Source organism: Halorubrum laminariae (genome assembly GCF_024494655.1).
In the GTDB taxonomy this organism is placed as follows: Archaea; Halobacteriota; Halobacteria; order Halobacteriales; family Haloferacaceae; genus Halorubrum; species Halorubrum laminariae.
Genome location: NZ_JANHDL010000003.1, coordinates 187,797 through 202,031, shown reverse-complemented (window position 1 = coordinate 202,031; position 14,235 = coordinate 187,797). Strand labels below are relative to the sequence as shown.

Genomic DNA, 14,235 nt, shown 5'->3' with positions numbered 1-14,235 from the left:
CAACTCGCGCGCGGGACACCGTGAACTTTGTGCCTTCGGTCGCTTCCGGGATGTCGACACGATGCACTGTCCGACTCGACCGGAAGCGATCATTTCTGTCGGTCGAAACTTCAGAATTCGCAACTGATTTATAAATTATCGACCCGAGTTGAACTATCCGCGACGTGAGACTTCGGTTACGTGGTGGGCTCGTGATGTCGTACTTTCGGCGTGAGAGTCCCTTAGCTGCAGGTCTAGTCGCTATAAACGAACACAATGGGCCTGATAAGTTTACATCGGTACGTGCCACTCGTTGTAGTCGCTGTGTTGGTTATCGTTGTGGCTGTTGGATTTGTTGGGGTCAGCACACTTCCAGTGGCCGGATTTTTGTGGAATGTGGATTACGTTAACGACATTACGGTATCTCCCAGTGAAAACCAGACAGTTGGTGGAATTAAAGTTTACAGTACGTCACACGATGTGGAGATACGTGTTGGAGAATTAGTTGACAAAGGAGCCAAATTTTCGGAAGATCCATCTTCGTACACACTCAATAATGGAGAAGAAACAGTAGTAGATGAGGTATTTATTAAAAATCCAGAGAGCACTGATGCCACAATAATAGTCAAAAGCTCTGCAATAACTAGCCAAGACACTTTTGATATAGAAATAAATAACATAAATAGTAAGAATATTTCGAAATATAGAACAGATACATCTGAGATAGATAATAATATCACATATGTGGTTGAGCAAGACGGACAAAAAGAGGATATTCAATTCAAAATTCGCTCCCCAGCTGAAATTACACTTGGTCCTCGAGTGTATAACAGAACGAATAGTTCAGTCGCAATTGACCAAGTAAATTTGATTGATAATTCTACAGATCATCTTATTGTATGGAGTTTATCTTCTAAGGGACAGTTAGGTAGCCAACTTGGACAGGTCCAAGGTGCGAAAAAGAGTATAATAATAAATGAAAGTTCAATTGAGGGATCTACTGATATTGCTATCACCGCTCATCCAGATGTCCATGGACCAAAAGAGAGCGTGATCTATGCTATAACCACAACAACCATAAGAGCACCAATCCCGATTGAGACAATACAAGAGCCGATATATTATCAGACTAATTCTAGTCAAAATTCCAAGTCTCAGACCCCTCTCGTATTCGAATTTAATACGAACCTAAGCAAGGATACCGGAACTATAAATATAAATTACTTTAATCAATCCTCCTCAACAATTCACCTTACGAATGATTCTGACCAATATAGTGTTTCTAGAAACAAACTGAGATTATTTCCCAGCACAAAAGATATCAGATACCCACATATAACCTCCGTTTCTATAGAAAACATTACATCAGATACTGGTGGTGAGTTTATATCCAAAAATAAATATGCTCCAACTAGAATCAATCAGATGATTAGCACTCCTCAGAATATATCAGTGAATAATGGAGTACCTTTTGGATTTTATTCAGAATCAGAAGAGATTAATGATATTGAACTAGTCAAAGACAATGAACGCGTAGTTCCATTGTACTCCTCGCGAAATATCGTGGTATTCAATGGATCTCGAATGTCGATGAGAAATCATACAATTAAGAGTAAATCAAAATTTAATAATTATATTGTTGAACCAGTCAATATATCGTTTAATCCTACGATCCCACGCACAGCAACAACTACAGAACATATAATTCGGTTTAGCTCTGATTCGTTAAGAAGACATATTATCCTAACATATTCTGGAGATAACTCATCAATGATACAGAAACATGAATTTAAAGTGAATAATAAAACACAACTTGAACAGCGGATCGATCCTCCAGTCCCGGCCAAGTATCAAATAACTATCAATGATGTGAATTCGAATCAAACCAGTTCACATGACGTAGAAATTATTGAAAATAACAATTTTCGAATTGATGAAGATACAAGACAAAACAAGACTGAGATTGGATCAAAAATCCCAGTAGTACTATTTGAAACATATAGCAAATCTGTTTTAGAAATAAAAGAAAGCAGTTCCACCGTTGCAACTGTCGAACTCACAACACCCAGCCAAGGTACGACGCCAATCTCGTTCAACACGTACGCCGCGAAAAACGCGTCACTGAGTGATGAACTCGTCACGACGGGGACGGGGGCGACAGTCGAATCGGTGAACGTATCGACAGACAACGGGACTCTCTCACCGGGAACGTACGAGATCGCAGCTCGGTCCGAGTACGACGCGGTCACGAAGGCGAACAAGACGTTCGTGACGCTTCAAAATCGTTCGACAGAGGGGATAACGGCGTACACGACTGACCTCGATCCATCCGAGTTCGACTCCGCCAGCGCGGTCAGAACTGCGATCGACGCCGGAGCGATGGTGACGTCGACGACGGTCAGCCCGGACGACACGATCGTGTACGCGGCGAACGCGTCAGGGCTCTCCGGGTTGCCAGCCGCGAGAAACGTCTCGCTCGCTACGGGACGTGACCTTGCTCGACTCGACGGTCTCCAGTTTGGTGTGGCACCAACCGATCCGGGATTCTCGACGGCCGAGACAGATCACGTTGGGGACACACCCGAAAACACCTCCGCGTACCTCGACGATCGGGGTCTCCTCCTCGTCGCCGAGGGCGGCGAGGCACTGGCGACTGAGAACCTCCCGGCCGACGGGGAATCGTTCACCGCTACGTTCCGCGTCACGGACGACACCTTACGAGACGCAGCCGATCCGGACGACGATCACACCGTCTCCACGACGCTGACGTTCGAGGCGTCAAACACCGAACAGACACCGGGAGACGCGGACGAACAAATCGATGGCAGAGGCGGAGCCAGTGGTGGTGGTACTGCGGGCGGTGGTGGCGGCGGAGGCGGAGCCATCGGTGGCGGCGGAGGCGGAGCCAGTGGTGGCGGCGGCGGGGCTGCGAGTGTCGGTAGCGGCGGCGGTGGAGGAGGTGGCACAACCACGTCAGGAGGCGGTACCGCCTCGTCCGGACGTAGCGATCCGTGGCTATCCGACGAAACCGCTAGGTGGCGTCTCCCCTCACAAAACGGGGATCGATTCGGTACCCGTCCGGCGGCAGACGTTCTGGAAGCGTCGGCCGCACGTCCGCTGACGATGTCAGTTGTCGCAGCAGTGATCGACGCCGAGAGCACCGCAGGGAGCCAAACGAGCACCGGTGTCACAGGCGGCGGACAAACGGAGGTGGCGGGCGGTGACGCCGCGGCGACCTCCGAGCAGGCGGCCGATCCGACGAGGCGTACCACGACGCCGACGTACGAGAACGCGCCGATCCGGGCGACTGCGGAGGATGTCCCGGGATTCGGTCCGCTTGCTGCGCTTCTCGCAGTTGTCTCGACGGGACTGCTTGTCGCCCGTCGACGGTCAGTCGAGACGTGACTACCGTCTAGTGAATGCGGCCGTCGAGCGCTGGCGCTCATCCGGAACGGGATCTATCCGGGTGTCACCGTCGTTCGATATTCGACACAGCGGTATCCTTTTGCTGTATCGGGATGTTCTTCGATCCATGAGCGTCACCATCACGCCGCCGCGAGAGCGCGAGTGCGAGCTGTGCGGTCGCACAGAGCGGTGGGACGACGACCGCGACGGCTGGCAGATCGACGGCGAAACAGGCGACGTGTACTGCATCCACGAGTGGGATATCAACGGATCGTTCACGCCGATCGAGCCGTCCAAATCGTCGTGATCGGAGCGACTGTTGAGCGTTGTTTCACCAAATGAATGCAGATGTCGATTCCCGGTAATGACATTCCCGAACTGGTTTCGGGTATCAGTTGATATCCTGATTAATCTCGCGAGAATTTTGCTGGAATGAGATGTTTATGTCCACGTGGTTTCGTCGATCGTCTTGTAACGTGTGGGGTACACACCCCTGATGGATTATTACATTATATTCCCTAATGTGTGTACAATGATTACCACTCCTATCAGGGTCATACCTTTAAGCCACACCCTGTGAGTAGAAACCATGACCGAGCCACGTAGTAACACCCGCGGGGTACCCGATGCGGATCCCGCGGGCCACGCTGGGGGACTCGCGAGCGTATCGGACGAGCGATCGAACTGCGGTATCGGTGGTATCGTCGACCTGAACGGGTCGCCGAGTCACGACACCGTCACCGACGCGGTCCAGTTGCTGGAGAATCTCGAACATCGCGGAACGACTGGTGCAGAAGAGAACACGGGTGACGGCGCGGGAATCATGGTGGCGCGCCCAGACGAGTTCTTTCGCGAGGTCGTGGACGCGGATCTCCCGGACGAGTACGCGGTCGGATCCGTGTTCATGCCGACGGAACCGAGCGTGCAGGCGGAGATCCACGATGTCATCGCCGAGGTGTTCTCCGTCTACGGGTTGGAGGTGCTCGCGTGGCGGTCGGTTCCGACCGATAACGCGGACCTCGGTGAGACGGCGCTCGACTCCGAGCCGGAGGTCGCGCAGCTGTTCGCCGCACCGGTCGAGGGTGCGGGCCTCGCGGAGCGGTTCACGGACGAGACGAACCGGGACGGCGACACCGACCCCGCAATACTCGGCTTCGACCGCGCGCTGTACGCCGCTCGACGAGAGATCGAGAACGCCGTCTCTGACGTCGACGGTGCCGGACGCTTCTACGTCTGCTCGCTCGACCGGCAGCGAGTCGTCTACAAGGGACTGCTGAAGGGCTCACAGCTCGCCGACTACTACCTCGACCTCACCGACGAGCGCTTCGCGAGCCACGTCGCGCTGGTCCACGCGCGGTTCTCGACGAACACGCTCGGCGCGTGGCACCTCGCACACCCGTACCGCAACATCGTTCACAACGGCGAGTTCAACACGATTCGCGGAAACGTCAACTGGATGCGCGCCCGCGAAAACGACCTCGATCACCCGTCCTTCGGCGCGGAACTCAACACGATCAAGCCGGTGATCGACGACCCGAACCAGTCCGACACCGCGAGCGTCGACAACGCGGTCGAACTGCTCTTACAGGCCGGCCGCGACCTGCCGCACACCCTCCGAATGCTGATCCCGGAGGCGTTCCGAGACGACGATCTGATGGACGCCGCTCGCGCGGACTTCTACGACTACCACGCCTCACTCGTCGAACCGTGGGACGGCCCCGCACTTGTCATCGGCTTCGACGGCGACCGTGTCGCCGGCGTCCTCGACCGCAACGGGCTCCGTCCGTGCCGGTACGAGGTGACCGAGGACAACCGGCTGATCGTCGGCAGCGAGGTCGGCGCGCTTCCCACTGACCCCTCCGAGGTGACTCGCCGCGGTCGCCTCCAGCCGGGCGAAATCTTCGTCGCCGACCCCGAGGAGGGTCGCATCGTTCCGGACGACGAGGTGTTCGACGACCTCACCGACGAGAAGTACGGCGAGTGGGTCGACGAGCGACAGGTCACCCTCGACGACGTGGCTGCCGTCGACGATGTCGACGCGGACAACACCGGAGAGAACGCGTCAATCACCGCCGACGCAGACGTTGGCGACACCGATGCAACTCCATCCGTCCGCGCTCATCAGGCGGCGTTCGGCTACACGACAGACTCTCTGAACCACTTGGTCGAGCCGATGGCGGAGGAGGGGAAGGACCCAGTCGGATCGATGGGCGACGACACGCCGCTTTCAGTTCTCACCGACTTCGATCGACCGCTTTTCACCTACTTCAAACAGCTGTTCGCGCAGGTGTCGAACCCTCCGATCGACTACATCCGCGAGGAGCTCGTCACGTCGCTCGAGACTCGCATGGGCAACCAGCGAAACCTGCTCTCCGAGACCCCCGAACACGCTCAGCAGATCGTCTCCGAGTCGCCGATACTCACCGACACCGAGATGTCGGCGCTGAAAGACCTCTCCGGAAATCCGGTCGACGGCGACAGTCCTGCCTTCACGTCGGAGATCGTCGACGCGACATACGAACGCGACGGCTCGCTCGTCGACGCCGTGAGCCGCATTCGCGACGACGCTGCCGCGGCGATTCGGGCGGGCGTGGATGTCGTCGTCCTCTCCGACCGAGCGGTCGGACCAGATAGACTCGCGGTCCCAAGCCTTCTGGCGACCGGAGCGGTACACCACCATCTCGTCCGGAACGGCCTCCGGAACCGCGCGGCCGTCGTCGTCGAGTCCGGCGAGCCCCACGAGGTCCACCACATCGCGACGCTCGTCGGTTACGGCGCGGACGCGATCGATCCGTACCTCGCGTACGAGTCCATCGCAGATGTCGTCGCCGGACCGGACGGTGCCGACGAAAGAGAGGCGCTCGCCGCCTACCGCGGCGCGCTGGAGGACGGCCTCCTGAAGACGATGGCGAAGATGGGTATCTCGACGATGGAATCGTATCAGGGAGCCCAGATATTCGAGGCGGTCGGGCTCGACTCGGCGTTCGTCGCCGAGTACTTCGAGGGGACCGAGATCCGCACCGAGGGGATCGGCATCGAGCAGATCGAAGACGACCTTCGGACCCGCCACGCGATGGCGTTCGGTGCCGATCCGGAACTGGAGACCGTCGGCGAGTACGAGCACCGCTCCTCGGGCGTGAAACACGGCTGGAACCCACAGACTGTCGGGACGCTCCAGCAGGCGGTACGCGGCGGCGACTACGAACAGTACCAAGAGTTCGCAGAGTTGGTGAACGACCAGTCCGAGAAGCTCCAGTCGCTTCGCGGACTCCTCGAGTTCGAGTCAGACCGCGATCCGGTTCCGGTCGAGGAGGTCGAGCCGGTCGAGTCGATAGTCGAGCGCTTCTCCACGGCCGCGATGAGTCTCGGGAGCATCTCACCTGAGGCTCACGAAAACAACGCCATCGCGATGAATCGGCTCGGCGCGAAGTCGAACACGGGTGAGGGCGGGGAGCCGCCAGAGCGGTTCGACACGGAAAAGGAGTGTACCGTCAAGCAGGTCGCCTCAGGCCGGTTCGGCGTCACGTCGGAGTACCTCGCGAACGCCGACGAACTGCAGATCAAGATGGCACAGGGGTCAAAGCCCGGTGAGGGCGGTCACCTCCCTGGCGAGAAGGTCAACGAGATGATCGCGCATGTCCGGTGTTCTACCCCGGGCGTCGGGCTCATCTCGCCGCCACCGCAACACGACATCTACTCGATCGAGGACCTCAAACAGCTCATCTTCGACCTGAAGGCCGCGAACCCCGAAGCCGACGTGAACGTGAAGCTCGTCTCCGAGGCCGGCATCGGTACCATCGCCGCCGGCGTCGCGAAGGCCAACGCCGACGTCGTCCACATCTCCGGCCACGACGGCGGGACCGGGGCCTCGCCGAAGACGTCGATCAAGAACGCGGGGCTCCCGTGGGAGCTCGGACTCGCGGAGGCGAACCAGATGCTGCGCGCGACCGGCCTCCGTGACCGCATCCGCGTGACGGCCGACGGCGGGCTCAAGACCGGCCGCGACGTGGCGGTCGCCGCCGCACTGGGTGCCGAAGAGTACGTGTTCGGCACCGCGTCGCTGGTCACGTCGGGCTGCGTGATGGCCCGGCAGTGTCACGAGAATACCTGTCCGGTCGGCGTCGCGACCCAGCGCGAGGACCTTCGGAAGCGGTTCCCCGGCCAGCCGGAACACGTCATCAACTACATGACGTTCATCGCGCAGGAGCTCCGCGAGATCATGGCCGACCTCGGCTACACCGAAGTGGAGGAGTTCATCGGCCGGCCAGAGCTTCTGTCCCAGCGCGAGACCGACCACGAGAAGGCGAAACACCTCGACCTGTCTGCGGTCATCGCCGAGCCCGCCGGCGACGCGCGCACGAAGACCCGCGAGCAGACGGACGCCGAGATAGACGCCCTGCTCGACTGGGGCCTCATCGACGAGGCGGCACCAGCCATCGAGGACGGTGCCCCCGTCGCGCTCACTCGCGACGTTGAGAACGTCGACCGCGCCATCGGCGCGACGCTCTCGAACCGCGTCGTTTCCGCACACGGCGGTGACGGCCTCCCCGACGACACGATCTCCTGCCGGTTCGACGGCTACGCGGGACAGAGCTTCGGCGCGTTCCTCGCACCCGGCGTCACCCTCGAACTGACCGGTGCTGCGAATGACTACGTCGGCAAGGGGCTCTCGGGCGGCCGCCTCGTGATCAACACGCCGGAGAAGGCGGGCTACGACCCGACCGAGAACGTCGTCGCCGGGAACGTCTGTCTGTACGGCGCGACCTCCGGCGAGATGTACGTGAACGGCGTCGCGGGCGAGCGGTTCGGCGTCCGTAACTCGGGCGTCAAGGCCGTCGTCGAGGGCGTCGGCGACCACGGGTGCGAGTACATGACCGGCGGGGTCGTCGCGGTGCTCGGCGACACCGGGCGCAACTTCGCGGCCGGGATGTCCGGCGGCGTCGCCTACGTGTACGACCCCGACGACCGGTTCGCAGACCGCGTGAACAGGGACATGATCTCCGTCTCGCGGACCCTCGACGAGTCGGACGAACGGATGCTCCGTCGGCTCGTGGAGAACCACCGGGCGTACACCGGCAGCGATCGCGCGGCCGAACTGCTCGACGACTGGGGCGCGGTCCTCGACGACTTCGTCCGCGTCTTCCCGGACGCCTACGCCGATGTCATCGCGGAGGGGGTCGGCGAGGACGTTCGCGAGGAGCCACCGGAGCCCGCCGACGCCGTGCCCGGCTCGACGAGCGACGCGGCCGGACAGGTGTCGAGCGACGACTGAGCGGCCGGCGCGTTATCACACGGAACGCAGGCGACGATCGAGCGGGAGCGAGAGCGACCGAGGGATCAACGAACGGGGTGGTGCGGATGAACGACCGGTCCGTCGGGGGCGTCGGTGTCGACGCTCGCGACCACGTCGAAGACGTCTGCCAACAGTCCTTCGGTGACCACCTTCGCCGGCGGTCCCCAGTCGTACACCGCACCGTCCTGCATCGCGATGAGGTTGTCCGCGAATCTGGCAGCCTGCGCGATGTCGTGGAGCACGACGGCGACGGTGACACCGGCGTCCTCGTTTAGCTCGCGAACGACCTCCATCACGCGGAGCTGGTGGTGCAAGTCGAGGTACGTCGTCGGCTCGTCTAAGAGGAGCACGTCGGTGTCCTGTGCGAGCGTCATCGCGATCCACGCGAGCTGTTTCTGCCCGCCGGAGAGGTCGCTCACGGACGCGTCACGCAGGTGATCGATCCCCGCCAGATCTATGGCCCGGTCGACCGCCTCGTCGTCCGTTTCGGTCACTGCGTCGAAGAAGCCACGGTGCGGATACCGTCCATGGTATACGAGCTCTTCAACCGTGGTGGACCCCGGTGCCTCGTTCTCCTGTGAGAGCAGGCCGACCTCGCGAGCGAACTCCTTCGGACCGTAGCTCACGATGTCTTCGCCGTCGAGAAGTACCTGTCCTGCATCCGGTTTCAACTGCTTCGCCAGCGCCTTCAACAGCGTCGACTTCCCGGAGCCGTTTGGGCCGACGAGCGCGGTCACCTCTCCCGCGGGCACGTCGACTCGCTCGGTCTCGACGACCGGCTCGTCCGTCGCGGGATAGCCGAGCGCGAGATCCTCACCGTGGAGGGCAGCTTTGGTGTCGGCAGCGCCGACATCGGTCGTAGCGTCTGCGATGGCGTCGGTAGCGTCGGTGTCAGCAGTGTCGGAGTCGACAGTGTCGGCGGTGTCGGCAGTGTCGGAATCGGCAGTAGCGTCGGTCGCGGCGTCTGCGGCAGCGTTGGGGTCGGTGTGCATCCCGGACATACTCACAGATCACCCAAGTTGTCCTGTCGCCGCATCAGGTACAGGAAGTACGGCCCGCCGACCAGTCCGGTGACGATGCCGACGGGGATCTGGACCGGATCCATCGCGAGCCGCGCGCCGACATCGGCACCGACGAGGAGCGCCGGGCCGACGAACGCACAGCCGACGATCAGTTGACGATAGTCGGACCCGACGAGCGTTCGCACCATGTGCGGGACGATGAGTCCGACGAATCCGACGATCCCCGCGACTGCGATGGCGGCCGCGGCCGCGAGGATGGCGACGCCCGAGAGCGCGAAGCGGACCCGCTCGACAGACATCCCGAGCGACCGCGCGGTGCGCTCGCCGAGCAGGAGCACGTTGAGCTGTCGTGACCCCGCGAGCGCGAACCCGACCGCGAGGATCGTCCACGGGAGCGCCAGCCGCACCTGCTCCCAGTCGGTGCCGGTGAGCGACCCCGTCGTCCAAGCGATCGCCGACTGAACCACGCCCAGATCGTCGGCGAAAAAGAACAGCCCCGTCTGCAGCGACTGAAAGACCGTCCCGACGATGACGCCGGCGAGAACCAGCCGCACGGGCGAGGTGCCGCCTTTCCACGCGATGGCGTACACGATCAGGAACGCGACGGTGCCGCCGAGCGCGGCGAATATCGGGAGGAACGCGCTCATCCCCGAGAAGACCACGAGCGTGAGCAAGATTGCGAGCCCCGCACCCGATGAAACGCCGAGGATGTACGGGCTCGCGAGTTCGTTCCGGGTCACCGCTTGGAAGATCGCTCCCGAAATCGCGAGGTTGGCTCCCACGAGCACCGCGACAAGTACTCGCGGCAGCCGAACGGTCCAGACGATGAGCGTCGGATGGGAGAGTTCCACGTCGGTCGCCCAGCCGAACTGCACGGCGAGGAGCCCGCCGAGCGTCTCGCCGAGGAAGTACTCCGCGAGCAGACCGGGGTGGCCCCACACCATCGGATCGAACACGGCGTGCCACGCCTCTAGGACGGTCATCGAGTACGTCCCGAAGCTCACCTGAACCAACCCGCCGAGGCCGACGACGGCGACGCTCGCGACGACGACCGACGCGAGCGTCCCATCGAACTCCGCGAAAAGCGACGCCAACCGATCGCGAGCGGCTGCCGTCGCGGCGGTCTCCGCAGAATCTGTCGCGTCCGATCCTGCACGCGACCCGTTCGACGCTCCGGAGGGCGACTCAGACATCGCCGCGAACCACCTCCGCGACGCGGTTCCTGTCGAACAGCCGTTCGCCCTCTGGAATCTCCGGATACGGACCGCCGGCGTAGTCGGGCCACTCACCGAACCGGTCGGGGAACAGCTGCTTCGCTGTCATCTCGGTCTGAAACAGGGTGACTATCGGTCCCTGCATCGGGACGCCGGAGGCGTAGACACGCCCCCCGTCGACCGCGGTGATCTCGGACCCGACCGGGTGGTCGGCGAGCATCTCGCGCACGTCCGGGACCGAGTAGTGCGAGGCGAGCCCGTATGGATGCAAGAACACGTCGGGGTCGAACGCGAGCATCGCCTCGTAGTCGTACGTGGTCTCGAAGGAGACCGCCTCGCCAGCGAAGGCGTCTTCGACGCCGAACGGCCGGACGTGGGCCGTCGCGTATCCGGGTGCGTTCGCCGCGGTCGGATAGAACGTCCCGTCTATGAGGAGGGCCATCGCGACCGTCGGCCGATCCTCCGCAGGTGGGAGGTCGGCTTCGATCGTCGCAAGCAGGTTCTCGTAGACGGCGGCGAGGGCCTCGTATCGCGCCTCGGCACGGAAGACTGTCGAGACGCGTGCTGCGACCTCCCAGACGGTGTAGTACGCGTATTCGTCATCCCACGCGGCCGGCGGTTCGCCGTGTCTCCGGCTGTAGTTGTTTCCGATCCAAGGGCCGACGGTCTCGCCGATTGCCTCGACTTCCTCGCGCGTCCACCCCTCGAAGGACGTGACGAGCGCCGGATCGATCAGGTGGAGATCCGAGTCGAGCTCGTACAACAGCTCGGCGTCGACGTTCACGCCCGTCTCCCCCGTGTTGAGCTGTGTCAGCCCCTCCCAGTCGGGATCGACCCCGTCGAGCCGCTCGTAGTAGGCCGACAACGTCTCGCCACCGACCGCGGTGTCGAATCCGAGGGAAGTGATCGCGTCCGCGTGGCCGTACGCGACGGCAAGATCGGCGGAGAGCAGGTCGTAGGCCGCGATGCGCTCCGGAACTGACTCGAAGGTCACGTCTCCGGCGGGCGCGAGCGATGCGGTCCACGCGTCGAGTGTGTCGTTTTCGTCGTCGACGGCGCTCGCGTCGTCGCCACCGCCCGTATCTTCGCGAGCGCTGTCTGCAGTTGGGTCGGACGCGTCCGCCGCTCCACCCGCGGAACCGCCGATGATATCGCCGGCGCAGCCGGCTACCCCCGTTGCGGCCGCGGCGCTCCCCGTCACGATGAGCCGACGGCGGGTCAGCGCCGGCTCCCGGGCGTCGTCGCTCACGGCTCCTCCGTGACGATCGCAGCCAGTTCGTCGCGGTCGAACAGTTTGCCGGCGAACGTGTCTGGGAAGATCTCCGTGGCGGCGCGTTCGAGCGAGAACAGGTGCTGAATGGGGCCCTGATAGATGGGGCCACCGCGGAACACGCGATCGGTTCTCACAGCTGTCAGTTCGCTCGCCACGTCGTGGTCTCGCATGAACGCGAGGACGGTGTCCGCAAACTCCCCGGCGCTTTTGTCCTCATGGCCGCGGACGAGTATCACGTCGGGGTCGACTTCGAGCATCGTCTCGTAGTCGATCCGCCCGCGGTCGGTCGTGGAGAGCCCGCTGATACCCGTCTCCGCGAGCGCGTCTGTGAGCCCCAGATCGCGGAACTGCTTCTTGTTCGTGCCGCGGTCGGAGAGGCGATACGGAGAGAACCGCTCGGGCTCGTCTCCGCTACCGAACGTGAGGAGGGCGTTCGGCCGCTGATCGGACGGTGGAAGGTCGGCCTGAACGTCGGAGACGACCCCGTCGTGGAACGCGCGAAGTGTCTCGTAGCGTTCGCGTTCTTGGAAGACTTCGGCGACCGTCTCGAAGGCCTCGTACAGCGTGTAATATCGGTACTCGTGCCACGCGTCGGTCCGCCTGAAGACGGTGTTGCCGACGAACGGAGCCACGTTGGTCGCGACTTCGTCGACCGCGTCCGCCTCCAGTCCGAACGCCGCGTTGTTGATCAGCCACTGTGGATCGGTGAGGTGCACGTCGGCGTCCAGTTCGTAATAGATCTCCGTGTCGATACCGCCCTCGCCGAGCACCTGTGCGAGGTCGTCGGTATTCACGGAGACGCCCGGCAGTTCGTCGTACGCGTCGACGTGGTACCGCGGGACGTTCCCCACGGCGACGAGGCCGTCCCCGTGGCCGAGCGCGACGCCCATATCGGCGTAGCCCGGGAAGTAGGTGAGCCAGCGCTGCGGCACACCGCGGAACTCGACCTCGCCGACGGGCTCCATGGAAACCGTGTGTGTGACCTCGTCTGAACTCCCGTCGCCGCCGCCTCCGTCTGCTCCGTCGCTGCCGTCATCGACCGCTCCGCCGTCGCTATCGCCGTCTCCACCGTCGCCACCGGCGGCGGAACACCCCGCGAGCGACGCCGTCAGACATCCTGCGCTCGTCGTGAGTACACTACGCCTCGATACGCGATCGGGGAACATACTGTTTAGGCCACCCTAAACAAATAAAACCCCGTCGATTTTTAGGCATACCTAATTACCCCGGCTACGCGGGTGTACACGCCCGCGACGAGCGGATTTAACAGGATGCAGCGCCCAGTGAGAGTGTGGACGAACTCGTCGTGCGAACGACCGTGTACGCCGATCCCAAGAACGTGTACGAGTTCTTGCTCGACTTTCCGCGGTATGCCCGCTACACGGAGTACCTCCGCGACGTGCGGACCGCGGCGGGCGACGGCGGGCCGGGGACCCGCTACGCGCTGACGTTCGCGTGGTGGAAGCTCACGTACACCGCTCACTCCACGGTGACGGACGTTGAACCACCGGAGCGAATCGACTGGCAGATTACGAAGGACATCGACGCGGGCGGCTGCTGGCGCATCACGCCGAACGGCGACTCCTGTGAGGTTGCGCTGGAAGTCGAGTTCGATCCCGACTCCGCCAGCCCCGACGCGCTCGATCTCCCTCGGCTCGTCTCGTTCGACTGGGTGCTCGCGAAGGCGGTTCCGCTCATCCGCGGCGAGGCCGAGCGCGTCGTCGAGCGGGCCGTACGCGACCTAGAGGGATCGACCCGCGATGTCGACCTCGACGTGTATGTGGATTCCGAACGGATCTGACGGTGCGGCGACCGCAGCAGGTCGCCCTCGCTGTCGAGTCGAAGGCCTTAATATATTCACCGGGGAACGAACGGATGCGTACGAGGGCTCGTAGATCAGTGGTAGATCATCCCCCTGGCACGGGGAAGGCCCGGGGTTCAAATCCCCGCGAGTCCACTACCGTTTTCTCGCCGTAACCAGTGTTCTTCACCGCAAGGTAGGACGCTTCTAGCGGCCGGATTCGCACTTTCTGGGCTGACAACCACTCC

8 protein-coding genes and 1 tRNA gene are annotated in these 14,235 nt (G+C 61.8%); 5 read left to right on the top strand and 4 right to left on the bottom strand.

Features of this window, described 5'->3' with window-relative positions:
* The first annotated feature begins 282 nt into the window (after positions 1–282).
* The 3 genes from NO887_RS18520 (at position 283) to gltB (ending at position 8,656) form a co-directional block, all read left to right on the top strand.
* Positions 283–3,384, top strand: a complete 3,102-nt coding sequence (locus tag NO887_RS18520; RefSeq protein ID WP_256417769.1) for a PGF-CTERM sorting domain-containing protein — start codon at positions 283–285, stop codon at positions 3,382–3,384.
* Positions 3,385–3,511: 127 nt separating this feature from the next.
* Positions 3,512–3,691, top strand: a complete 180-nt coding sequence (locus tag NO887_RS07035; protein WP_256417768.1) for an HEWD family protein — start codon at positions 3,512–3,514, stop codon at positions 3,689–3,691.
* Between the two features lie 282 nt (positions 3,692–3,973).
* Positions 3,974–8,656 (top strand): glutamate synthase large subunit, encoded by a 4,683-nt coding sequence (gltB, locus tag NO887_RS07030; RefSeq protein ID WP_256417767.1) that lies wholly within the window; start codon positions 3,974–3,976, stop codon positions 8,654–8,656.
* A 65-nt stretch (positions 8,657–8,721) separates the two neighbouring features.
* On the opposite strand, the gene NO887_RS07025 is transcribed toward gltB, so the two are convergent.
* From NO887_RS07025 to NO887_RS07010, 4 genes are read right to left on the bottom strand one after another with little or no spacing between them, the layout of a single operon-like run.
* Positions 8,722–9,678: an ABC transporter ATP-binding protein gene (locus NO887_RS07025; RefSeq protein ID WP_256417766.1), complete on the bottom strand. Its 957-nt coding sequence runs from the start codon at positions 9,676–9,678 to the stop codon at positions 8,722–8,724.
* Positions 9,679–9,680: 2 nt separating this feature from the next.
* Positions 9,681–10,892 carry a FecCD family ABC transporter permease gene (locus tag NO887_RS07020; RefSeq protein WP_256417765.1) on the bottom strand — a complete coding sequence of 404 codons (1,212 nt, stop codon included), beginning with the start codon at positions 10,890–10,892 and terminating at the stop codon, positions 9,681–9,683.
* The gene (locus tag NO887_RS07015) at positions 10,885–12,162 is read right to left on the bottom strand and encodes an ABC transporter substrate-binding protein (RefSeq protein ID WP_256417764.1); all 1,278 of its coding nucleotides are present in this window, start codon (positions 12,160–12,162) and stop codon (positions 10,885–10,887) included. Before NO887_RS07015 ends, NO887_RS07020 begins: the two co-directional genes overlap by 8 nt.
* The gene (locus tag NO887_RS07010; RefSeq protein ID WP_256417763.1) at positions 12,159–13,352 is read right to left on the bottom strand and encodes an ABC transporter substrate-binding protein; all 1,194 of its coding nucleotides are present in this window, start codon (positions 13,350–13,352) and stop codon (positions 12,159–12,161) included. Before NO887_RS07010 ends, NO887_RS07015 begins: the two co-directional genes overlap by 4 nt.
* Positions 13,353–13,477: 125 nt before the next feature.
* Between NO887_RS07010 and NO887_RS07005 the strand changes: the two genes are divergently transcribed.
* Entirely contained in the window at positions 13,478–13,987 is a 510-nt protein-coding gene (locus NO887_RS07005) for an SRPBCC family protein (protein WP_256417762.1), read from the top strand.
* An 84-nt stretch (positions 13,988–14,071) separates the two neighbouring features.
* A tRNA-Ala gene (locus NO887_RS07000) sits at positions 14,072–14,143 on the top strand.
* Positions 14,144–14,235 lie beyond the last annotated feature (92 nt).